This is a genomic window from Moorena sp. SIO1F2, assembly GCF_010672755.1.
Taxonomy (GTDB): domain Bacteria; phylum Cyanobacteriota; class Cyanobacteriia; order Cyanobacteriales; family Coleofasciculaceae; genus Moorena.
Genome location: NZ_JAAHFV010000010.1, coordinates 1 through 22,391, shown reverse-complemented (window position 1 = coordinate 22,391; position 22,391 = coordinate 1). Strand labels below are relative to the sequence as shown.

The window sequence follows — 22,391 nt, the reverse complement described above, 5'->3', positions numbered from 1 at the left end:
AGCTATCAGCAGTCAGCCTTCAGCCCTCAGCCCTTAGCCCTCAGCCTTCAGCATTTTAATGCTAGCTGATAACTGTTCGCGTAGCGTGCGCGTAGCGCTTAAGCTGATAACTGATAGCTGATAGCTGATAGCTGATAGCTGATAGCTGATAGCTGACGCGAAACAAATTCAAATGGAGATAGTCAAGTAATCTAGAACAAGTGTATTAGTAATAGAACACAAGACTTTTGGGGGATGACAATGACTAAACTATTCCCACACTGGATGATTGTTCCGATCACCATAGCTGTATGCTTAAGTAGCGCTGGTGTCGCCAGCGCCGAAACCATCAACCTTGAGCCTGAATTCCAGCCTGATCCCATCGTAGTTACTGGAAACTCTGGAGGATCAAACAAGAGCCAATGCGGTATGATTAGTAACCAGCCCAATCATGTCATTAATTTGAACCAAGATTTTACCTACTTGCGCTTCAACCTAGAAAGCCAGGGCCAGCCCACTCTATTGATTCAGGAGCCCAATGGTACCTCATGTACACAGGCCGATAATTTATCTGGGGGGAATATTGTTAAAATGGGATATTGGGAGCAAGGCAGCTACTCATTCTACGTCGGCGATCGCAATGGTGAACAGCATCCTTATACCTTATCGATCACTAAAACTCCCTAGTACCAGCGTGCAGAATGAAAAGTTCAACAGTCAATAATTATTGTACGTAAGGCTTTTGGGTGCAAGCCTTTTGCCTGACAACTGCGGCGAAGTCTATGGTTGATTAGTCAATGCTCTAATCTTCAATCTGCTCAACCGATACCTCAACCGCTTCCACATCAATTGTACCTGGAGCTGTTAAGCGCTTAAAACGACCCTGTTCTATCTTCAAAACTTCCCCGCAACTGGGGCACTGAGACTGGGTATTATTAAACCCAGTGAACTCATGGGCACAGACTGGACATTGATCTACCACTAGATTACGTCTGAGCCACCAGCGAACTCCGAACCAGGCAATCACTGGTGAGATGATTAATAAACCAATCAAAATCAAAAAACCATTGACTACCCATCCCAAGCCAACTGTGCCTAGCAAGAAACAAGTTAAGAAGAACGCTAGCCAACAGCCCATACCTGACAGGTTGAACTGAAACTGTCTCGGGGTATTTTGATTCACTGTTTTCTTTTAACAATAACAAATATGATCGGGTAGTTATATCCTAGTTCAGATTCGCCTTAACTTGAAGGGCAACTCCCCCTCGCTGCTTATGGTCCGCAAGGGGCGACTCAATGTTTAGGCAAAATCAAGTAACTCTTGTAACCGCTTTGTCAGAGCCTCTTTACTAAATAACCCTAGGGATTGTTCTCGTAACCACTGACCATCACAGCGTTGATCCTCTCCCTTGAGAATTTCAATACAAGCCGCAGCGACTGCATCGGGGTCTCGATAGGGAACTTGCCAACCAAGCTGACCATCTTGCAACGGATCAGCAGAACCATCAGAATCCCCAGAAAGGACAGGTTTACCACAAGCCATGGCCTCCAGGTATACAATCCCAAAGCCTTCTTGGGAGGGCATGACGTAGGCATCAGCCACTCGGTAGTGTTCCACTAATTCTGGTGTAGGGACAAAACCAGCAAAGACCACCCGCTCCGCAACACCCAAATCTTTGGCTAGCTGTGCCAGTCTCGGTTGATCATCACCACGACCAATAACTAGATATTTAACCTCTGGAAAGATTTTTGCGATCGCAGGAAGTGCTTGAATGGTAACATCAACTCCTTTATAAATATCCCCAGACCACAGACGGGCCACAGTCATCAACACCTTAGCACCAGTCAGACCATACTTTTCGATTAAGGCTGGTGATTTCGGACCAGGAGTAAAAGTATTCCCATCAACAGCACAAGGCAACATCTTTACCTTTTCAGGATTTAGCTTATTGGCAGCACAAGCGCGATCGCGACTGTAACGACTGATAGTCCAAATTGCTCCTGCCCGGTCTAGGGCATTACGTTCTTTTAGGGGTAAGGGTTGCCAAACCTCTTTGCCATAGGTCAAAACTGTATAGGGAATCCCCAGACTATTGCACAACAGCTGAGTCAGGGGAGCCAGTTTGATATGACCGCAGAAAACATGCTTGGGACGTTTTTGCCATAAATAAAACCCCAGCGCTATTGTTAAGCGAACACGCCCTAGCACAGGAGGCTTGGTTTTCAGGTAATGGAATCTGAGTGGGTAGACATCAAAGGGATTGTCACAACCTAGACCATCCCGCAGCAAAAATACTTCAGCCCTAGAACTGGTAACAGTCTTAGCAGCAACAGACAAATATGCCTGGAAAATATCTTTGACGTAGGATTGGATGCCCCCTTCACACTCAAAAATCTCTAGGAAAATGAATACGTAGTTAGATGCGGTTTTCTGTGTGTCGCTCAAATTCGTTAGTTTTGAATTCGATTCACCTATCTTACCCTCGAACTATTTCTAAAAGCATTAGGGATATTAGGGAAAAAGAACCAAGAACTTGTAGCCATGGGAGACAGGGTTACAAGTTCTTGGCACTGAGGAAATTCTTTGAAATTCCTATCAAGCAAAAATCCCACGGCTCAAAGTACGTGGGATTTTCAGAAAAGCTTTTTTACAGGACTAATCACGCTACCACTGGAAATCCCACAAACTCTAGTTAAAACTCTAGTTGTAGGATCAGCCTGATGGTTAGGCTTATCTTAAAACAGACCCCAAGTCAAAGACTGATCAATGGGTAAGGTAGCACCAACACCAAGCCAGATGGTGACTAGGGTACCAAATAAAAATACCGTAGTTGCCACTGGACGGCGGAATGGGTTCTGGAATTTGTTCACACCTTCGATGAAGGGAACCAGCATCAGACCCAAGGGAACTGATCCCATAGCAGCAATACCCAAAAGTTTATTAGGGAGAATGCGCAAAATTTGGAAAACAGGATATAGATACCATTCCGGGAGGATTTCTAAAGGTGTGGCAAAGGGATCTGCTGGCTCACCAATCATAGCTGGATCAAGCACAGCTAAACCAATGCATAAAGCAATGGAACCCATGATTACCACTGGGAAAACGTAGAGGAGGTCATTAGGCCAAGCTGGCTCGCCATAATAATTATGACCCATCCCCTTGGCTAGTTTGGCACGTAAAATGGGATCGTCTAGATCCGGCTTTTTAAGAACTGACATTGCTTAAATTATTCTCCTTAATAAGTAAAGGTAAGCAGGTGGCAGCAGGAAGGTTTGCATTTAGTTTTAACACTTTCCTGACTTTTAGTCAGTACAGATTTACAACGGACCAGAAATGCCCTGTTTGCGAATCATCAGGAAGTGCAGCAGCATGAAGACAGCGATAAACCAGGGTAGAACAAAGGTATGTAGGCTGTAGTAGCGACTCAGAGTACCCTGACCTACACTAGTACCACCGCGCAGCAGTTCGACGATTAAAGAACCAACTACGGGAATAGCTTCAGGAACGCCAGATACAATCTTGACCGCCCAGTAACCAACTTGGTCCCAAGGCAAGGAGTAGCCAGTCACACCGAAAGAGACGGTAATTACTGCTAAAACTACCCCTGTCACCCAGGTCAGTTCACGGGGCTTTTTGAAACCACCAGTCAGATAGACCCGGAAGACGTGCAGAATCATCATCAGCACCATCATGCTGGCAGACCAGCGGTGAACAGAGCGGATCAGCCAGCCAAAGCTCACTTCAGTCATAATGTACTGTACAGAGCTAAATGCCTCAGCGACCGTCGGCTTGTAGTAGAAGGTCATGGCAAATCCAGTAGCAAACTGGATTATAAAGCAAGTTAGAGTAATTCCACCCAGGCAGTAAAAAATATTAACGTGGGGAGGTACGTACTTTGAAGTGATGTCATCGGAAAGTGCCTGAATTTCCAGACGCTCCTCAAACCAGTCGTATACTTTCGAGTCAGTGATTTGCTTAGAAAACATGAGGCCAGAGTTTCCGAAAGGATTTTGCCGTCAGACGTTGAATGTCGGAGTCTTCAACTCCCTAAGTTACAACGAATACAGCCTATATGTTACATGATGTTAATTTTAACATGACTTGCTTCATTAATTTGCCGTAAACTCTGGCGGTTACAGCCCTAATAAGATGTGTGGCTTCTAGCCTGTTAGTACCAAATAATTTGCGAGTTGAAGGGTGGCGGCTGCGACTACGGGAATTATATCAAGATACCATGGCTGATACGAGTATATCACCAGTTGTACCGTCTAATGGTCTAGAGGATAGGGGATTTGATACAGGATTTGATACATTGGTTTCCCCAGACTCCCCTGGCGAACCGAATTCTGTGAGTGAACCCTCTGTCGATGCTAGTCTTAAACAGCTAGGAGAGTGCTGGGAAGCTTGGTGTCGCAAAGCATCAGTGTCTGTGGCGGATCCGCTACAAGCTATTGCCCAACACCTGCAAACTGAACACCCCTCCTTAAGTGCGATCGCATCCCAACTTAACCACCTATTACTTGAGCAAGCTGCTCAGCAGCCGTTACGGTTAAAAATTGCTGGTATCACCGCAACTGGTTCAAGTCACAGCCACAATGAAGACAGTTGCTATCCCACTAAGGCTGACTTGATTAAGGACCCAGAGCAACCCCAAGACCCCTTGATTCCTCACCTGTCGATTATTTGTGATGGTATTGGTGGTCACGAAGGGGGGGAAATTGCTAGCCAGTTAGCACTACAGTCGATTAAATTACAGGTTCGGGCATTACTGGCTGAGTTGAACGAAGATCCGGAGCTGATGACACCAGAACTCGTAACCGAGAATCTATCAGCAATTATCCGGGTTGCTAATAACATGATTTCTTCTCGCAACGATCAACAAGAACGAGAATCCCGGCGTCGCATGGCTACTACCTTAACTTTAGCGCTACAACTTCCCCAAATGGTGAATACACCAGAAGGGAAAACCAATGGTCACGAAATCTATATCGCTAGTGTAGGAGATAGTCGTGCTTACTGGCTTACTCCCGACTATTGCCAGCAGCTAACTGTAGATGATGATGTGGCTACTCGGGAGGTGAAGCTTGGGCGTAGTCTTTATCGACAAGCGTTGCAGCGATCTGATGCACAAGCACTCACTCAAGCCTTAGGGACAAAGGAGGCTGAATTACTTCGTCCCACTGTGCGACGCTTTATTGTGGAAGAAGATGGTTTGCTGCTGCTGTGTTCCGATGGCTTGAGCAACAACAACTTGATTGAAAAATTTGGTCGAGATTTACCGCAAAAAGTCAATAGCCACCGAATTTCCGTCGAATCGGCAGCTGAGTCTTTAATTGACCTGGCGTTTCAACATAATGGTCAAGATGACATTTCAGTAGTTCTAACACACTGTGGTGTCTCTCCCCAATATCCGACAGTGCTAAATTTGGGAGACATGTCTAGCTCAAAAGAACTACAGGTGGTTAATCTGGAGCAGCAAACCGCTCTGACTTCATCAGTACCAGCGGAAATAACCACAACCAATGACAATAAACCCGAAACCACCCGCTCATACCGGGATTGGATTAGAGCCGTGTTTGGGCTGCTGGGGGTAGTCGGTATACTTGTTGGGGCTGGTGCTATTTTACTGACTACCCAATGGATACTAGCTCCTGAGGGCTTCCAGAAAATGCGCGATCGCTTTTTACCATCACCCGATCCCAATCTACCAGAGTCTTCACCTACCGAGCAGGAGCTCCCAGATAACTAAGGGTGAAACAAAGGGTGAAAAAACCTTCATTTTAATCTATTATTATAATTTTAACCGATAATCATCGGCATCATACCAGGGAAGCAATTCCAATAAACCTAAATTTTGTGGATGCTCACAACTGTGTTAGATGTAAATAACTCACTCTGTGAGACAATAAGAAGGTTGCCTGAGCCAACCCTAGCTTAGGTAAGGGATGTCCGTAGAATAGTTAGAGTTACTTATCATATGAAAGTTGGCGATCGCGTCCGAGTCAAAGAATCAGTTGTGGTATATACCCATCCCGAACACAAGAATAAACCTTTTGATATTAAAGGTCTCGAAGGGGAAGTCACTGGAATAATTACTGAGTGGCAAGGTAGGCCCGTGAGCGCCAATTTACCAATACAAGTCAAGTTTGACAAAAAATTTAAAAAAGTTCACTTCCGTGAAGATGAACTAGAAATTATCCCCTAGGCGGCTATATTATTAGCTATAGCAATCATAATCACCATCACAGGGATTTTTAAACAGGTCGGCACGGATAGCACAAAGTTAGATGATTACTGTATCTATTGATATCTATTACTATCCGTGTTAAATTTAATTTTTTCAACCATATTTTAAGATAATAAGCTATCCGTTTATTCTAATCTACGACTTGCGGCGACTGAACCAACCAAAAAGGTTGATATCACCACGCATTTTTTCTAATTCCTCTCGATGGCTTTGTGCTGTCAAATAATACCACTGACAATAGTCTTCAAATTCTTGCCGATGCTCTACTTCTTGGCTAAACTCATGAGCTAGCTGGTAAGTGGCAAACATATCGGCTGCTGGTGGTGGTGCTGGGACAATCCGTTGGAATTCTTCTGGCATAGTAACTAGGAAAATATAGCTATTTTCAAACTCATGAGGTACAAATTCATGGGTTTTAGGGAGCAGGGAACAGGGAACAGGGAACAGGGAACAGGGAGTAGAAATTAGGGAAAAGGGAAGAGGAAAGAGGGAAAAAATCCTGTGTACCTCATAGCTATGATAAAAGCTATTATCAAGGATAATATTTGGTTCTTCAGTACCTGCTATGCTAAATTTAAATTCAAAAAACTCATAAAGCTTACTGTACAAGGGTTATGAGGCTATTTAATTAACAAAATTTTCTAAATACTGCCTCTTTCCCCTGCTCCCTGCTCCCTGCTCCGAAGTCCCTTCGCCAAAGTGTTTATTTAGCATAACAAGTACGGAAGAGCCTAATATTTCAGCAACAATAATAATCTTGTCATACCCAACCACGAATGCGATAAGCGACTATTCCAATGTATTCCTTGATAGCACGGGTAATCCTAGACAATTGATCAGCATTTGGCAGAGAATGTAGCAAAGCAGCTTGACTACTACTGTTAGGTTCATCCAGTTCATATTGAGACACTAGAAAATCTGTAGGTGCTGGGATCACATCAATACCCTGACGCCGGAACACTAGGACAGAACGAGGCATATGGATGGCCGAAGTTACTAATAATACCTTGCGCAAATCCCGCTGATCCAAAATTTTCCGCACATTGACCGCATTTTGGTGAGTGTTTAAAGACCTAGACTCTTGAATGATAGCGACTCTCGGAACACCCAGGTCTTCTAGAATCTGTGCCATGTCTTCTGATTCAGGGGCCAACCGTTGTGAGGATTGAGCACTCTGGGAAGAAAGTCGTTGGCTAGAGTTATTACTACTGGAACCCCAAACAATCCGACCACCAGCAGGAATCACCCAGGGAGCTTTCCCTTCACGGTATAGCTGAGCACCATAGAGAACGCGATCGCCTGCTTCATCCACTTCTGGAGTAGGTCGTGGTGGAAAAGGCGGTTTGGTCGCTCCCCCCAAGATCACGATCACATCAGCCTCAGGTAATTCTGAAGTAGGAAGATATTGCCACTCCAGGGAGCGTATTAAGCTGTTAGTCACCCAAGTATTACTTGAGACCAACAACACAATTAATGCCAAAGCCACGGGTATCGGTACCCAGCGAGGGTTGCGCCAGGACATTACCAAAGCTACTACCAGTAGCACACAAGCCAGGCCCAAGGGGTACAGAAAGAGTGGCAATAGCTTTGAGATAAATATAAACATTTTAGATTTTAGTGACGATCAAACCACATCTATTCCATAGAGTGGTGTGGCAGTTGCCACTAATCTATCTTAAATATCTCGGTATTTACCTTTGACCAATAGCAATAACTAATTCCTCTTGCTTAACGTCTAAAAAATCTACTAATAGGATTGAGTAACCCTTGTGAGCGCCTCTTTTCTCTAACTTTTCGTTCCTGTACAGCTAAACGGATGCCAGTTAAGTCAGAAGTACCTTCCTCGGGATACTCTGCTTGCTGGGGTTGTAAGTCCCTGGGTTTGTCTGGGTGGTGCCACCAGTCAACTATCAAACCACCGGCTAAAGCGCCGATGCCACCAAATAGTAAGCTGAATTGGATGTCGTATCCCAGCAAGGCAAGGGCTAAGATAAAAAACACCAAAATTTGAAGCCCGCTTAAAAAACCGTCTTTCTTACCGTTCATCTGATTAAATATAAGGTATGTAGCTGTTTTGTTTCTAAGTTAGAGGTTAGAGGTTATAGATTATAGGGGCTAGCTCGCCACTGTCCAATTACCCTCCCTTTGCCGCTTATCCTGTTATTCAACCTTTCCCCTCTGCCATATCAACGGATTACATTCTACCAAAGCCAATTAAACTAAAAGGATTAGTCACAAGTGCCGCTAGAGCAGCTATCGGGTTTCAGCTTTTCGATAAAGTAACCATAGTCCTTCTTAACTTGATCAGCATAAGTCAAAGCCACTTCCCTTACCAATTGTCGAAACTCCTTGTGGCGACCGTCAGTCAACTTATCCACCTGTTTGTCTATGGAATAAGGCACTAAGGTGGCATCGAAATCTTTGTCAGCTCGTGCGTGAGCTGTTGCCAACACTTGACCCCATTGTTCAGCTAGCTTAACAAAGCGTTTCTCTTTGGTTAGCTCAGTGATATCAAAGGTTTCCTTAAATGGCGATCGCTCTCGCACTGAGTAATACCCATCCCCTAGTTTCATCCAGCCCAGGTGATTATCGGTGTACTTGGTTAAGGCTCGATAGGCTAAAGCGTGACGTTGACCCTCATTGTTAAAATTTTTATCATACTTTTCCCGTTCCTCCTGACTCAAGTAATCATAGGCAGTAGGGGAAGATTGGAATTTAATGTCCAAGATCCGGTCATCCTTCTGGGAAGACGTCTCGCCTTCAATCAGGAGATAATACCGGGGCACTCCTAAGGAACCAGTGCCAGCCAGTAAACGTTGCGCAATATCTTTGACTCGGAAGTAATCTTTATCATATTTAAATTTTTTTGTCAACGTTTTCTTATAATCTGCGATCGCATTCTTAATATCCTGTCGCTCGGAAGCAGTAGCTTTGCCTAACTTAACCTTGGATAAATCGAAGCGACGCTGATTTCCGTCCAGTTCTGTCCATTTTTTCAACATTTTTTGGCGGCTTTCGCTAGCTTCCACTCCTTCTAGGAAGTCATCCAACTTCCCATAAGTATTGTCTTTAGTGAAGTAAGTCTCCAGTTCACGATCATTACCGCGATAGGAAGCCATAGTATCAAGATAGGACTCACTAAAGGCATCAATCCCCTTGTTTTGTTCCTCAGCAGACAAACCATTCTGACGACCGACCAATGCTAAACTAGCTGCCATGCGCCAGACATCATATTGGTAATCAGCAATAATCCCATCATCAAAGTCATCGAGTGCGTAAACGATTTCCCCTCGATTATTATCATATGCCCCAAAGTTCTCGGCATGCATATCTCCAGATAACCAAATCTTGCTTTTGGCATTTCCAAAATCCTTGAGGCGGCTATCGCCAGCAAAATCTTTCCAAAATAGTTGGTTAGTGCCACGGTAGAAGACAAATTCAGAACAAGCCATTTTGCAATATTTAGTTTCTCGATCTTGATTGGAAATGTCACTGTTTGCCTCCTGAATCGTTTTCACAACTACCGTTGCGCGATCGCTGGTTTTCATTTGGGGGTCCGGTCGGTCGGGGGAGGCACAGGATAGGTTAGTCAGTAAAAGTAGGATTGCAAACGCACTCACATAAACTAGTTGCTTACAAGTCTTCATGATTCAACTCAATAAACTGAAAATTACGTTAATCTATGAAACATCAAGCAATAGATCTCTAAGAGGCTATTCCGTCAGCCGTCAGCCGTCAGCCGTCAGCCGTCAGCTCAAAGCTCACGCTACGCAAACAGCTTAAAATCAACCTAGAACGAGATAATTTAATAGTTCTAGATTAATGAAAATTGAAAGTCTGGGGAAAAGTCCATTGACTCGTGGCACAGACTTCGACGCTGGGAGGCATTAGCTGATAGCTGATAGCTAATAGCTGATAGCTGATAGCTGATAGCTGATAGCTGATAGCTTACGCTATTCCTTTACTCTTTTTCTTGATGGTATAATAAATAGATTACCGCACTTTAAGGTTTTTGCGCTTAGCCTTGTGCATAAGATTTATTAAAACTAGACACCAAGACAATGGCTGGAAACAGAATCAGGGTTGCTAAAGATAAGGCGGCTTTGGTGAAAGACCTAACCGCTTCCGATGGAAAAACCGGACCGTTTCAGACTTATGCTGATGTGATGGTGTTTGCAGCTGCTTTAGGAGTAAAGCGTAAAAAGCGATCGCCCCTGAAGGTAATTTCTAAACGAGAGCCTGGTCCGATTGGATTGGAAATTTTTGTATCAAGGGGATATGAGGTAGTAATTAAATTAATTGCGATCGCTGAGATTAAAGATACTAAAATTCTTTCTTCTATCGATAAAGAGTCTGAGGAAAAACGCATCCATATTTTTGAGGAGTACGCCAATGGAGGGCTTGATATTTTGCGCAATGAGTTGCGGGGAGCAGTAGACTATTCCGAGCGACTTTTGTTAATTTTAAATAATGATAGGTATAAGAAGAAAGAATATAAAGAAAATGAGCAACAAGAGTTTGATTTGAGTCGATTTTTGTGAGAGCTAGCTCCTACACTTACGGGATAGGAAAGTGTAGGAGCTGTCACTAATTCTGTTACAATTGAGGTGGTAATCCTACCTCCTTCAGTTTCACAAATTTACCCTCAAAGCTGATCCCTTGATCTTTGCCAACACTCCTGGCATTAGCCACAGCGATGCGCAGTTGAGCACGTTCCATACGCTCTGTAACACCACCCAAAAGATATAACATCACTTTGGAGGCTAACTCTCGTCCAGAAACTAGCACTCGCTTTCGATTTGGGTCATACAAAATCCCGTACCAAGGGGATTGTGGGTGATCTATCTGACTAAAGCCACCCGAACCATCGTATTTTTGAAGTTTCTCGAAGATGCTTTTGAGGGAGAAATCCTTGTTACATACTAGGATACCCAAAGCTTGAACGAGGGCGATTTGTCCTACTGGACGGAATAGCATGTTTCCTTCTCCTCCACCCCTTTCATGGTTAAACCGACGCAGCTGTGGTGTTTCTTTTCCATGTTCGAGTTTTTGATAGCTGGGTAAACTAGCTAGATAGTCGAAAAGCTCTGTCAATGTTTTAGTTCCCATCTCTAGCTCTTCATCTTCAGGACGCATGGGAATTAGACCTTTCTCACAGGGTTTCCAGTGAGGGAATTGGTAGCCCAAATACAGCTCAGATATATGTTTGAGAGCTTGTAGGGTAGTCAAGACTGTTGACTTAGCTGAAACTGTAGCGCTATCCCAATTAACCCGAGGATTACGATTTTCCATCTCCCTCAGCAGAGGATGAGTCATGGCAATTTTTCTAGCAACGATTGAGAAGCCATCGTCTTCATTGAGCAACGCTAATTGTCCTTTGCTCAACCTTACTGCCATCAGGTTAACGTGAGCAAAAATCGATCGGATGCGTCGCCGTGCTTCTTCACGGGTTTCTCCCTGAACGACAGCAGGAATAAACTCAATACCAATTTTTTCTGTGGCTAGACTTTGGAGATAACCTGGCGAGATGTGATACTCCTCAATCAAGTCATCCACTGTAATCAGCGAGCCAATTGGCTTTTTCCCTTTGCTATATTTTTGGAGCGTACCAATTTTAATCAATTCCATCAGAGCCTGGATTCCCATCAGTCGATGCTGACCGTCTAAGGCAAAAATTGAAACATGGTCTGAAACATCAAGCAGTCCGACTGTGCGATCTTTATCTAAACTGGTGAACTCAGCTGCCGACTGCCGAGCGCGTTGATTCTTATCCCACTGAGCAGCTTGGGCATTATCTACCCACCCAGAGCTAAGCACTACCAGGACTGGCGGAAACTTGTGAGTTTTGCGGGCTGCTAGATATTGAGCCAGAGCAGCTTGACGTGACCAATCAAGGGGACGCTGCTGAAGCGCTTCGATGGTATCGGCATCTCTGACGATATTGTTTGTTTGTTGATCAAACTTTTGTTGAAATAGCGGCAGTTGGGAGGCGTAGCGGACGCGAATCGCTAACCATTCCAGAGTGACTGAGCCAATAAATGCCTCTGTAGTCCCCATGTGAGTTTTCTGCACCAAGATTTGGTCGTTTCTAGCCAGATGCCTATCGAGCAATAACGCCAGCGCTTGTCGATCTCGGTTTTCTTGTTCAAGTATTTGCTTGGCGAGGTCATTGGGATGATTTTCAGTTTTGATCACCATAGTTTTAAACCCATAATGCTGCGTTGTAGAAGCTATCGATAAATAGTAAGCATTCAGCATTCAGCATTCAGCATTCAGCATTCAGCATTCAGCATTCAGCATTCAGCTAATGCGCTACCTCACAGCGTCGTTCGCACAGCGTGGCCAAAAGCCAAAGCCTGTGCCACGCTACTGTTCGCGCAGCATGCCCGTAGCGCAATCGGTGCTTTTGAATAAAATAAGCTGTTCCCGTAGCATGAGCCTTTAGCTGACGGCTGACGGCTGACGGCTGACCGCTGTTCGCGTAGCGTGCGCGTAGCGCATATGCTTACGATAAATATTTTTAAGACTAGCACAAGTTTTTAACAATCAAATTAGCTGATTTCCCTATACTCGAGGTTCGATAGAGTAAAACTATTAATCATACCAATTTAGGAAGAAAAACGTTAGATCCACTGTCAATAAATTTTATTCAAAACTTGGGATAAGCTCGAAAAAAGGACCAATCTGCCAAGCCTTGTCTTAGCAGAGAGTAAGCACCCCGCTCTTTCCCAGAGGGGGTTTCCCCACTGCCGTGAAGACTGATGAATCAGGTAAAACTCTCAGAAAATAAGCCAAAAAATCGCACTGTGGCTGAGCTGGTGGAAGAGATTACTGCTCTGACCACCGAAATTCAACAGTTGTACTGCTTAGACGCAATTCCCTGGGTTATAGGGTATAGTGGTGGCAAGGATAGCACCGCCACTCTACAGCTGGTATGGAATGCGATCGCAGCTCTGCCACCAGAACAGCGAACTAAGACTATCTATGTCATCACTACAGACACCTTAGTAGAGAATCCGATTGTTTCAGCTTGGGTTCGCAATTCCCTAAAACAGATTAAGTTGGCAGCTGAAGCTCAAGGATTGCCCTTTGAACCCCATCTCTTACAACCGGAGGTTAAAGAAACCTACTGGGTAAGTTTAATTGGCAAAGGTTACCCAGCCCCACGGGGGAAATTTCGCTGGTGTACTGAACGTTTGAAAATTAAACCCTCTAACCGTTTTATTCGGAATGTTATCCGATCTAGTGGAGAGGCTATTGTTGTTTTAGGCACTCGCAAAGCTGAAAGCCAACAACGGGCAAGACGGATGAAAAAAATGGAAGCTAAACGAGTACGTGATCGTCTAACTCCTAATATGAATTTACCCAACTCGTTGGTTTATAGCCCCATTGAAGATTGGCAAAATGATGAGGTTTGGCTCTATCTCATGCAATGGGAAAACCCTTGGGAATACAGCAATAAAGATCTATTTGCTATGTATCGAGGGGCTAGTGCTGATAATGAATGTCCATTAGTTGTAGATACGTCTACTCCTAGTTGTGGTAGCTCTCGTTTTGGTTGCTGGGTTTGTACACTGGTGAGTCAGGATAAATCCCTGACAGCGATGATTGATAATGACGAAGAGAAGGAATGGCTGGAACCTTTACTGGATTTGCGTAAGGAGTTGGAGCCTGGAGAAAACCGTGAGCGACGAGATTTTAGACGTAGCAATGGTAATGTCCAACTATATGAACGGAATTTAGATGGACAAATTTCTGTTGAGCCAATTCCTGGTCCTTATACCAAAGAAGCACGGGAGTATTGGCTGAGGCGATTGCTTACTGTTGAAACTGACGTTCGTCAGAATTGTCCAGACAATATGCGGGACATCACCTTGATTAGTCAAGAGGAACTTAGTGAGATTCGTCGCATCTGGCTAGAAGAAAAACACGAATTTGACGACAGTTTGCCCCGTATTTATCAAGAAGTTACTGGCGAACCCTTCAAAGACATCCGTCCTGGCGCTGAAAACCGTCTGCTTGGTGGTGATGAGTGGCAGGTCTTAGAAGAAATCTGTGACAATGATGCTATGCATCTCGAACTAATGGCAAAACTGCTAGACACAGAACGCCAGTATGTGACTAGGTCTCGTCGTATTGGTATCTATGAGGCTTTGGAGCGGTGCTTTGACACTAGTTCTCGGTCTAAAGAAGATGCGATCGCTAATGCTCACTTGAAACGAGATTTAAAAACGGCTGCTGATGAAGGGGATGTTGACACTGTCAAGCAGCTGGCTTGGGCAAACTTGAAATTTCCAGTCCAAAATTCGTAATCATTCAAACTACAGTAACTTATGAGCAAGGCTTTGGATCAATCTAATGAGATATTAAATTTCTGGTTTGGTAAGCCGGATGAACCCGATTATGGCAAATCCCGCAAAGTCTGGTTTACTAAGAACCCAGATTTCGACCAAGAAATGCGTTCGCGTTTCCTCGACATCTATCAACAGGCGGCGGCTGGGGAGTTAGATAACTGGCAAACATCACCCTATAGCTGCCTAGCGCTAATTATCCTATTCGATCAGTTTCCTCGCAATATGTTTCGGGGTCAACCCCAAGCTTTTGCTACTGATTCCAAAGCCTTGTCTACTGCCCAGTATGCTGTTGATCGAGGCTTTGACAAAGAACTGTTACCAGTTCAGCGCTGGTTTATCTACTTACCGTTTGAGCATAGCGAAAATCTCGAACATCAGCGCTACTGTGTTGAATTATTCTCGACTCTTAAAGATGATCCCGATAGTGCCAGTACCATTAATTATGCCTATCGTCATCTAGAAGTGATTGAACGTTTTGGTCGCTTTCCCCATCGCAATAAAATCCTTGGTCGGGTTAATACTCCAGAAGAAGAGGAATTTATAAAGCTGCCCGGTTCATCTTTTTAGCGTTAATTATTTAGACTTAATCGTTGAGATTTAACGGTAAACGATTAACACCAACTATAGCGTTTATCATAGTTATGAGGTACACATACTTTTTTCTCTTTTCCCTGTTCTCTATTCCCTGTTCCCTGTTCCCGATTCCCGATTCCCGATTCCCTGTTCCCTGTTCCCTGTTCCCTATAAAATTCATACTTGATAAATCCTGTGATTTTCCTTGAACTTGTCCTAGAAAACTTTGGCCCCTATCTCGGGCGTCAGGTAATCAATCTCTGTCCAAAAAGAGATGATAACTCTCGACCTATTATTCTAGTCGGTGGTATGAATGGTGGCGGCAAAACCACTATGATGGATGCGATTCGTCTGGCTTTATATGGACACCGCGCTCAATGTTCCACCCGTGGCAATTTGAGTTATAGCGACTTTCTAACTCAGTCAGTCAATCGCAATGCCTTACCCATTGACAACACCCGAGTGGAATTAGTTTTTGAACATATTGAGAACGACCAGCCGATGGAGTATCGGATTGTACGCACTTGGACAAAAAAACCGAAAGATGGTAAGGATAACTTAGGCATTTTAGAGGGAGACTGGCTGGATTCTGCCCTAACCAATACCTGGGACGAGTACATTGAAAATCTGTTGCCCTTAGGAATATCAAACCTATTTCTTTTTGATGGGGAACAGGTTAAAGAACTAGCAGAAGTAGAAGCACCACCCCCGGTTGTTGTGGAAGCGATTCGATCATTACTTGGTCTAGAACTTGCTGACCGCTTAGCCATTGACCTTGATATTTTAGTGACGCGCAAACGCAAATCTATGGCGAATCAACAGCAACTTGCTAATTTGGAAGATATCGAAAAAAAGCTTTCCTCTCAACAATCAGACTATGAGCTAGCTAAACAAGAGTTATGTAGTATTCAAGAACAGCTAGAACAAACCAGGGAAAAACAGCAACAAGCTTTTGATAAATTTGTCTGTGATGGTGGTAAAATAGCAGCCCAACGGAACCAACTAGAGAGTCAGCTAAATTACTACAATACTAAAGTTGAACAAATTCGTGAACAGATGAGGGAATTAGCAGCTGGTATTTTGCCTCTATCGTTAATTGAACCCCTACTCACCCAAGCTCAAGCTCAAGCAGAAAAAGAATCGCGGGCATCACAGGCTAAACTAGCTAGAGATATTTTACAACAGCGTGATCAACGTCTGGTAGATTTATTGACTGCCCTCAAGTTGCCTGCTAAAAAATTTGATAAAATTAAAGCGTTCTTGGGAAAAGAAAATCAACAAATAGAGCAAGAGGCTGGGGAGGTTAAAGACCCTTGGTTAGGAGCTGAGGAAGAAATGTTTCATTCCCTAACTAATCTCCTGACTTACTACCAACCAACTCAAAAGCAATTAGCTGAAGAGCAATTAGCTAAGCGCAAAAATCTGGAAGCAGATATTAATGCTACTAAACGACAACTAGCAACAGCTGCTCCTCCGGAATCCTATCAAGAACTCGAAGATGCACTAAAACAGGCACAAACGGAATTGGCTCAAGCTCAAGCAGCTTACGAAATCGCTAAACGCCGCTGTGATAAATTAGGATATGCGATCGCACAAAGCAAAAAAGACTTAGCCAGGTATGGTGAAGAAACCATTGACCGCAAAAATGATCAGCATATGCTTGCAGCATCTGCATTAGTCCAACAGAGCCTTAAGGTTTTCCGGGAACAGTTAACTCTGAGAAAACTGAATAAATTAGAACATGAGGTAACCGAATGCTTTCTTTATCTCCTTCATAAATCTGACCTAGTCCATCGAGTTGCCATCGACACCAACAGCTTCAGCCTATCCCTGTACGACCTACAAGGAAAACTTGTACCGAAACATCGTCTATCGGCTGGGGAAAAGCAATTATTAGCGATCGCATTATTGTGGGGACTCGCCCGTGTTTCTGGACGTAATCTACCGGTAGCGATTGATACCCCCCTCGGACGATTGGACTCGTCCCATCGCAGCAACCTAGTGGAACGCTACTTCCCCGCTGCCTCCCATCAGGTGATTCTGCTGTCTACAGATACGGAAATTGGTAAGGTCGAAGCTAAACAATTACGAGAAGCTGATGCGATCGCACAACAGTATCTCCTAAATTATGACCCAACTAAACATCGGACAACCGTGGAATCGGGTTACTTCTACTCAGAACAAGTCACGGCATGACCAGAAATGTTGTTGACTGTCCATGTAATTTTTCTTGGAGTGCTTCTGGGACAGAGTCTAACTTAATTGTGTATTCTCCTTCTTGCTCCAAGGTGATGCTAGGGCCTGGTTGATAGGGCTGACTAGGATCCGCAGTAGGATCCAAACCCACCCTCGGATAGTTACAAGAATCGTCTTCCCCTGGTATGGGATCACAAGGGTAATAGACAACTGGACTTTGCAAATCGACCATGAGTTGTTGTTGGCTACCATCTGGTAGGTAGATATTCATTATCAAGGGAATCGGCTCTAAGATCTCGACAGGCTCGCCAACAGGTTTAAAAGAGAATGGGACAGTTTCCCCAGCAGTAATTGGTTGGTCTGTATTTGGTACTAGCCGGATGGTAAGAGGTTTTGACAGTAACTGTGCTTCTTCTACTAACTCTTTTGTATCATTATAGCCGCAAGCAGTAATCAATAACGGGCTAATCAATAGGGCAATGGCGAAGACAGTTTTACGAATGTACACGTCGGTTAATTCCATCGGTATTTGCGATCAAAGACGCCAAGTTGTCCTAAAAAGTTCTACTGACTGCTGAGTAATTATAGGTAAATCCTTACATTCACATTGCTATAGTTGTACATCAATTAAAATTGCCAAACTATCACCACTTTGGGCAAATACTAAAGTAGTTTGTCAGAAACAGTAAACCTGAGTTCATTAATTTATTCATGCAACCTCCAATCAACCAGATCACACTTTCTCAAACTGCCAAAGACCAACTCATTAAACTCAAACGTCAAACCAAAATCCCTCAGTGGAATGTTCTTTGCCGCTGGGCAATCTGCCGTTCCCTCGCTGAACCGACAATGCCCTCCCCGGTTCCCATACCTGCCGATAGTAACCTTGAACTCACTTGGAGTGTGATGGCAGGAGATATGGCTGATCTGCTCCTGATTGCTCTCAAACAACGCTGCCATAACGATGGCTTAAGTTTGGATCAAGAAAATCTAGCGAATCAGTTTCGTCTTCACCTTCATCGAGGTATTGGTTACTTAGCAGGGGATACAACTATTAAAAAAATTGAGGATTTAATTGCCCTGGGTGTTATCAAGGATGAAGAATAAAGTATCAAGTTTTACTCAGGACTTACGAGTTAGCACTATAGTGGTCAATGCGGTGCCTTCCCGTAGCAGCTTTTTCAGAACATCGCTTTTTCTGACACTTCAAGGCACGAGAAGTCCGCAATCGATAGATCAGCTTTACACTCAACCAATAACTAACCACAGCACAGACCAACCCAACCGCGAAACAACCAACAAATAAGGTTAGGACAATTTCTGAGCCCAATTCTCTAAATTCCTGCCAAGATTGGAAACTCACATTAGCCAATTCATCCTGATTCAGTAGCCATTCTCCGACGTGAAAGTTGAATGCAAAAATCGGTACATAAGTCAAGGGATTACTAATCCAAGTTCCAGCAGTAGCAGCTATTTTGTTCCCTCGCAAGAGTACCGCCAGCAAAATCCCTATAAATAACTGGAGACCAAACAGCGGAAAGAACCCAGCAAACACACCACATGCTAAACCTCGTGCGATCGCTTCTGGTTTTCCTTGCATACGAACCAAGCGCCAATATATGTATTTTAGGCGTCGTCTAAAAGTTCCCCTCGGTCTGATCGACTTTCGTTTACCTAGGTCAAGGGGTTTGGTGGCTGAGGGTAAAGGCTGTGGGTAGCTTGACAGGGATTTTCTAGACATTTTGGCAAATCAATCAGCAACCAACCCTCTAGCAACTGGGGCAGATTATTAGTCAGCAGGTAATCTTTACTGTAGCGGAAAATTAGCTTCAAGGGCGAAAGCCAAAGGGCAAAGGGGAAAATAAAGCTACAAAAATCTTAATAAATTTTATGCAAGCTTCCTTATACCTTGTGCCTTTTACCTTGTGCCTTTTACCTGACTGCCATGGCTACGAGGATCATCTTGAGTAGTGATTGTAACTGACAGGGAATCGTCAATATCCGAAACCGTACCACTAGCTTGGCTATAAGGTAAAGGCACATGGGTTACTATGGCATCTAAGTTAGCTTCGAGTACTTGACGGGGTTGTTCTCCAATAGTTTGGGCGATCACTGTGCTGGCTTCATCAAAATATACAAAATGAGGAATACCATCTACTCTATACTTGACCAATTCTGGTAACCACTTGCTGTTATCCACATTCAGCATGACAAAATTGACTTTGGTTTTATACTGCTGTTTCAGTTGACCCAAATCCTTTGCCATGGCTTGACAACTGGTACACCAGTTGGCATAAAACTCCATCAAGGTTGGCTTACCATTGCTGAGTGCCACCTCTAGAGGGGTAGATGCTTCAGCTTGGGCTTCCAAGGAACCGAGACTAGTATCAGTTTTTAATCCCAAGAATAGGGCAACACCCAGTGCGATCGCTACTAGGGCAATTAAAAAGTTTCTGATCCGGTTGCCACTAGTGGGTACTGAAGGGGAGGAGGATGGTGTAGTTGAGTCTGGTGAATTAATAGCCATCTTGCTACAACTTTCTTGCTATAACTTTATAATTGTTTACATTTTACAACAAGAGCACTTAGGCACCAACAGCCTTAAAACCCGGTTTCTCGTTATAAATCTGGCAATAGCAGGGTTTGGGGCGTAACTGCTGAGCAACTTAGAAGTAGATCAGATTAAAAGGTTTTTTGTTGACGGTTGACGGCTGACTGTTGACTGTTAACTATCAAGGAGTGGGAATGTTACGTTAATTTTTACTGGTCTACTGATAAAGTTTCACAAATCACCATGAAAAAACGGGTAACTCTGACCTTTCCCCGACGGGCGATTCAGATGCCGGTGGCTTACCGACTGGCAAAGGATTTCAATGTGGCTGCTAATATCATCCGGGCCCAAGTCGCTCCCAATCAAATCGGCAAACTTGTGCTAGAGTTATCTGGCGACATTGATGAGTTAGATGCTGCGATTGAGTGGATGCGATCGCAAAACATTGATGTTTCCCTGCTAAGTCGCGAGATTTTGATTGATGAGGATAGTTGTGTCGATTGTGGCTTATGTACTGGGGTTTGTCCCACTCAAGCCCTTAGTCTTGAGCTAGAGACATTCAGATTGAAGTTTAAGCGATCGCGTTGCATTGTCTGTGAGCAGTGTATCCCCACTTGCCCTGTTCAGGCCATTTCTACAAATTTTTAAGATTTCAGACGCCTTAAGCTATTGCCCAACAACCCTGTTTTCAGGCACACTTTCAGATAAAATCAACTAAATATCAACCCCAAGAGGAGCCCTCATGATACCAATTCTTGTAGCTATACTTGCAGCAGCCGTTGTTGGGGCAATCGTATTTTTTATACTGCAAAATAAACTGGATTTTCTATCCGAACAAACCGACAGAAAATTAGAAGTTTTTCAAAATAAGTATGAGACTAGGATAGAACAAAATTCTCAAGCTCTGCAAGAAAGTTATCGAGAGCAATTAAATCAGAAAATTGAGGAAGTCAAACAGCAGGGAGAGTCTAGCGCTGCTGCTGCTGCCCAACCTTTACAGGAAAACTATCAGGCTCAGTTAACCCAAACCACTAATGAGCTGAAGCAACAACTTGATGCTAGTCTTCTGGAAAGTGTCCAATCCTCGGAAGCAAGATATCAAGAACAATTGACACAAGCTACCCATGAGTTAAAGGAAGAACTTGAGTCTAATTTTCGCCAAGAGCTGCAATCTTTGGAAGCAAAATATCAGGCTGATTTAGAGTTAGCCCATCAAAAAATTGCTGAATTAGAACAAGCGCATCAATCTCCAATACCAGACGAGGTTAAGAACCTAGATGAAACAGAGGAAACTTCCGCGCAAACTGGTAATGAATTAGTCGAATTATTAGAAGAGGCAGAAACCAATCAAGACGAGCCTCAACCCGTGGTCAAGGACGAAATGTTGCCTGAGCCCAGTCAGCCAGAGCAACCAGTGCTGACAGAAACCCCAAGTATTACTGCTCAGCCCAGTCAAAGTGATCTCGACTTAGGTGAAACCATAACTGCTTTGGTAAATTATGGTCAAGCCAGGGATATTCCCCAGTTAAGTAAGTACATCAATCATCCTGAAAGCCTCATTCGTGGCTCAATTGCATCAGCCTTGGGGAAAATTGCTGCTGCTCAAGGACTCAGAGCCGAAATTCAACAGGCCATACCGCTGATTGGCAAATTGATTCAAGATCCCCAACCATCCGTGCGACAGTCTGCTGTTGAAGCCCTGAGTAATATTAAATCTGAAAAAGTTATACCCTTGCTTGAAAGGGCATTAAGGGATCCAGATAGTAATGTGGTTAAATCTGCCAGTGCTGGGATTAGTCAGTTTAAGAGTTATCGGCGAACTCAACCACCCAAACCTGCTAAGAAGACTGTAAAGCCCTCTAAGCCTTAACTTTACTCTAATCGAAAAGCATAGCCCAAAACCCTAGGGATGTGGGGATTGATGACCCTTTCTCGGGAGTCAACCCCCATGATTGAGTCCCACTCTCACCCATACTCCCTTGAACAAAGGGGGCTGGTATCCTGCAGGACTTCTAGCTTGTTTAGTCAGCGTCGCTTTCAATGTGGATAAACAAAAGTCCCAAAACTATAGTAGGCATAACTAAGCCTACGAAGGGGACTAGCATCGTTGGTAAGAAAGAAGCTGCGTATGCGCCTGTCATATCTTATTTTCCTATTTGCCTATTAATACAGTAACAAATTGAACCTTTCACCACACCAACCCAATTAGGTATGGTGTTGGTTGCCGGTTTTATCGGAAGTAAGCCTCTACCTACCGAAGTAGGTGTCGGTCTTACACTGCCGAGCCAGGGATTTGCTCTACGTGTGAAGAGCCACCACTGCTATCCAGATAACTGGAACAAGGCAGATACCCCCTTACTAGAGGGGTAGATTAGTGACATACTCCCACACGCTTATCGTTCGCGTAGCGTCGGCTTCGCCGAAGATTACAGTGTGGGCTTCTTACCAACTCCAGCCATCGCTTAGGATACTCGGTAAGCTTTATTAACA

The 22,391-nt window shown here is 44.0% G+C and carries 26 protein-coding genes; 12 read left to right on the top strand and 14 right to left on the bottom strand.

Features of this window, described 5'->3' with window-relative positions; genetic code table 11:
- Nucleotides 1-240 precede the first annotated feature (240 nt).
- Nucleotides 241-666 (top strand): hypothetical protein, encoded by a 426-nt coding sequence (locus F6J94_RS02935; protein WP_293019728.1) that lies wholly within the window; start codon nucleotides 241-243, stop codon nucleotides 664-666.
- Nucleotides 667-781: 115 nt separating this feature from the next.
- On the opposite strand, the gene F6J94_RS02930 is transcribed toward F6J94_RS02935, so the two are convergent.
- From F6J94_RS02930 to petB, 4 genes are all read right to left on the bottom strand, one after another.
- The gene (locus F6J94_RS02930) at nucleotides 782-1,162 is read right to left on the bottom strand and encodes a hypothetical protein (protein ID WP_293036716.1); all 381 of its coding nucleotides are present in this window, start codon (nucleotides 1,160-1,162) and stop codon (nucleotides 782-784) included.
- A 117-nt stretch (nucleotides 1,163-1,279) separates the two neighbouring features.
- Complete coding sequence (locus tag F6J94_RS02925) at nucleotides 1,280-2,425, bottom strand: glycosyltransferase family 4 protein (RefSeq protein WP_293036715.1); 1,146 nt, start codon at nucleotides 2,423-2,425, stop codon at nucleotides 1,280-1,282.
- 290 nt (nucleotides 2,426-2,715) lie between these two features.
- A complete protein-coding gene (gene petD, locus F6J94_RS02920) occupies nucleotides 2,716-3,198 on the bottom strand; it encodes a cytochrome b6-f complex subunit IV (protein ID WP_009149162.1) in 483 nt (160 codons plus the stop codon).
- A gap of 99 nt (nucleotides 3,199-3,297) precedes the next feature.
- Nucleotides 3,298-3,966, bottom strand: coding sequence for a cytochrome b6 (gene petB / locus F6J94_RS02915; RefSeq protein WP_070391575.1), 669 nt, complete (start codon nucleotides 3,964-3,966; stop codon nucleotides 3,298-3,300).
- Nucleotides 3,967-4,133: 167 nt separating this feature from the next.
- On the opposite strand from petB, the gene F6J94_RS02910 reads away from it, so the two are divergent.
- Entirely contained in the window at nucleotides 4,134-5,729 is a 1,596-nt protein-coding gene (locus F6J94_RS02910) for a PP2C family serine/threonine-protein phosphatase (RefSeq protein ID WP_293036712.1), read from the top strand.
- Between the two features lie 228 nt (nucleotides 5,730-5,957).
- Entirely contained in the window at nucleotides 5,958-6,185 is a 228-nt protein-coding gene (locus F6J94_RS02905; protein WP_293036710.1) for a ferredoxin-thioredoxin reductase variable chain, read from the top strand.
- 177 nt (nucleotides 6,186-6,362) lie between these two features.
- Here F6J94_RS02905 and F6J94_RS34100 read toward each other — a convergent pair whose 3' ends face one another.
- The 4 genes from F6J94_RS34100 to F6J94_RS02885 all read right to left on the bottom strand — a co-directional run bounded on the left by F6J94_RS34100 (nucleotide 6,363) and on the right by F6J94_RS02885 (nucleotide 9,874).
- The gene (locus tag F6J94_RS34100) at nucleotides 6,363-6,836 is read right to left on the bottom strand and encodes a hypothetical protein (protein ID WP_367142149.1); all 474 of its coding nucleotides are present in this window, start codon (nucleotides 6,834-6,836) and stop codon (nucleotides 6,363-6,365) included.
- 151 nt (nucleotides 6,837-6,987) lie between these two features.
- Entirely contained in the window at nucleotides 6,988-7,833 is an 846-nt protein-coding gene (locus F6J94_RS02895) for a YdcF family protein (protein ID WP_293023311.1), read from the bottom strand.
- Nucleotides 7,834-7,955: 122 nt separating this feature from the next.
- Nucleotides 7,956-8,273, bottom strand: a complete 318-nt coding sequence (locus F6J94_RS02890; protein ID WP_075900184.1) for a hypothetical protein — start codon at nucleotides 8,271-8,273, stop codon at nucleotides 7,956-7,958.
- A 182-nt stretch (nucleotides 8,274-8,455) separates the two neighbouring features.
- Nucleotides 8,456-9,874, bottom strand: coding sequence for a DUF2252 family protein (locus F6J94_RS02885; protein WP_293036707.1), 1,419 nt, complete (start codon nucleotides 9,872-9,874; stop codon nucleotides 8,456-8,458).
- On the opposite strand from F6J94_RS02885, the gene F6J94_RS02880 reads away from it, so the two are divergent.
- Both F6J94_RS02880 and F6J94_RS02875 read left to right on the top strand, forming a co-directional pair.
- Nucleotides 9,873-10,010: a hypothetical protein gene (locus F6J94_RS02880; RefSeq protein ID WP_293036704.1), complete on the top strand. Its 138-nt coding sequence runs from the start codon at nucleotides 9,873-9,875 to the stop codon at nucleotides 10,008-10,010. The two genes, F6J94_RS02885 and F6J94_RS02880, sit on opposite strands and share 2 nt — an antisense overlap.
- Before the next feature lie 278 nt (nucleotides 10,011-10,288).
- Complete coding sequence (locus F6J94_RS02875; RefSeq protein WP_293036701.1) at nucleotides 10,289-10,768, top strand: DNA phosphorothioation-associated protein 4; 480 nt, start codon at nucleotides 10,289-10,291, stop codon at nucleotides 10,766-10,768.
- Nucleotides 10,769-10,823: 55 nt separating this feature from the next.
- On the opposite strand, the gene F6J94_RS02870 is transcribed toward F6J94_RS02875, so the two are convergent.
- Both F6J94_RS02870 and F6J94_RS02865 read right to left on the bottom strand, forming a co-directional pair.
- Complete coding sequence (locus F6J94_RS02870; protein WP_293036698.1) at nucleotides 10,824-12,425, bottom strand: DGQHR domain-containing protein; 1,602 nt, start codon at nucleotides 12,423-12,425, stop codon at nucleotides 10,824-10,826.
- 119 nt (nucleotides 12,426-12,544) lie between these two features.
- On the bottom strand, nucleotides 12,545-12,760 hold the full coding sequence (locus F6J94_RS02865; protein WP_293036695.1) for a hypothetical protein: 216 nt from the start codon (nucleotides 12,758-12,760) through the stop codon (nucleotides 12,545-12,547).
- Between the two features lie 228 nt (nucleotides 12,761-12,988).
- Here F6J94_RS02865 and dndC point away from each other — a divergent pair, with 228 nt between their 5' ends.
- The 4 genes from dndC to dndD all read left to right on the top strand — a co-directional run bounded on the left by dndC (nucleotide 12,989) and on the right by dndD (nucleotide 17,350).
- Entirely contained in the window at nucleotides 12,989-14,539 is a 1,551-nt protein-coding gene (dndC, locus tag F6J94_RS02860) for a DNA phosphorothioation system sulfurtransferase DndC (RefSeq protein WP_293036692.1), read from the top strand.
- A gap of 21 nt (nucleotides 14,540-14,560) precedes the next feature.
- The gene (locus tag F6J94_RS02855; RefSeq protein WP_293036689.1) at nucleotides 14,561-15,148 is read left to right on the top strand and encodes a DUF924 family protein; all 588 of its coding nucleotides are present in this window, start codon (nucleotides 14,561-14,563) and stop codon (nucleotides 15,146-15,148) included.
- Between the two features lie 74 nt (nucleotides 15,149-15,222).
- Complete coding sequence (locus F6J94_RS02850) at nucleotides 15,223-15,363, top strand: hypothetical protein (RefSeq protein ID WP_293036686.1); 141 nt, start codon at nucleotides 15,223-15,225, stop codon at nucleotides 15,361-15,363.
- Entirely contained in the window at nucleotides 15,350-17,350 is a 2,001-nt protein-coding gene (dndD, locus tag F6J94_RS02845; protein WP_293036683.1) for a DNA sulfur modification protein DndD, read from the top strand. The genes F6J94_RS02850 and dndD overlap by 14 nt, the downstream gene beginning before the upstream one ends.
- Here the strand turns inward: dndD and F6J94_RS02840 are convergent.
- Nucleotides 17,340-17,873 (bottom strand): hypothetical protein, encoded by a 534-nt coding sequence (locus F6J94_RS02840; RefSeq protein ID WP_293036682.1) that lies wholly within the window; start codon nucleotides 17,871-17,873, stop codon nucleotides 17,340-17,342. The genes dndD and F6J94_RS02840 overlap by 11 nt on opposite strands.
- A 188-nt stretch (nucleotides 17,874-18,061) precedes the next feature.
- Between F6J94_RS02840 and dndE the strand changes: the two genes are divergently transcribed.
- On the top strand, nucleotides 18,062-18,457 hold the full coding sequence (dndE, locus tag F6J94_RS02835; RefSeq protein WP_293036680.1) for a DNA sulfur modification protein DndE: 396 nt from the start codon (nucleotides 18,062-18,064) through the stop codon (nucleotides 18,455-18,457).
- Between the two features lie 22 nt (nucleotides 18,458-18,479).
- Here dndE and F6J94_RS02830 read toward each other — a convergent pair whose 3' ends face one another.
- On the bottom strand, nucleotides 18,480-19,091 hold the full coding sequence (locus F6J94_RS02830) for a DUF2062 domain-containing protein (RefSeq protein WP_293036677.1): 612 nt from the start codon (nucleotides 19,089-19,091) through the stop codon (nucleotides 18,480-18,482).
- A gap of 177 nt (nucleotides 19,092-19,268) precedes the next feature.
- The gene (locus F6J94_RS02825) at nucleotides 19,269-19,877 is read right to left on the bottom strand and encodes a thioredoxin family protein (protein WP_293036674.1); all 609 of its coding nucleotides are present in this window, start codon (nucleotides 19,875-19,877) and stop codon (nucleotides 19,269-19,271) included.
- A gap of 267 nt (nucleotides 19,878-20,144) precedes the next feature.
- On the opposite strand from F6J94_RS02825, the gene F6J94_RS02820 reads away from it, so the two are divergent.
- Nucleotides 20,145-20,549, top strand: a complete 405-nt coding sequence (locus F6J94_RS02820; RefSeq protein ID WP_293023286.1) for an NIL domain-containing protein — start codon at nucleotides 20,145-20,147, stop codon at nucleotides 20,547-20,549.
- Nucleotides 20,550-20,643: 94 nt separating this feature from the next.
- Nucleotides 20,644-21,771: a HEAT repeat domain-containing protein gene (locus F6J94_RS02815; protein ID WP_293036670.1), complete on the top strand. Its 1,128-nt coding sequence runs from the start codon at nucleotides 20,644-20,646 to the stop codon at nucleotides 21,769-21,771.
- Between the two features lie 151 nt (nucleotides 21,772-21,922).
- On the opposite strand, the gene F6J94_RS02810 is transcribed toward F6J94_RS02815, so the two are convergent.
- Nucleotides 21,923-22,042 carry a photosystem I reaction center subunit VIII gene (locus tag F6J94_RS02810; RefSeq protein ID WP_083373767.1) on the bottom strand — a complete coding sequence of 40 codons (120 nt, stop codon included), beginning with the start codon at nucleotides 22,040-22,042 and terminating at the stop codon, nucleotides 21,923-21,925.
- Between the last annotated feature and the right edge of the window lie 349 nt (nucleotides 22,043-22,391).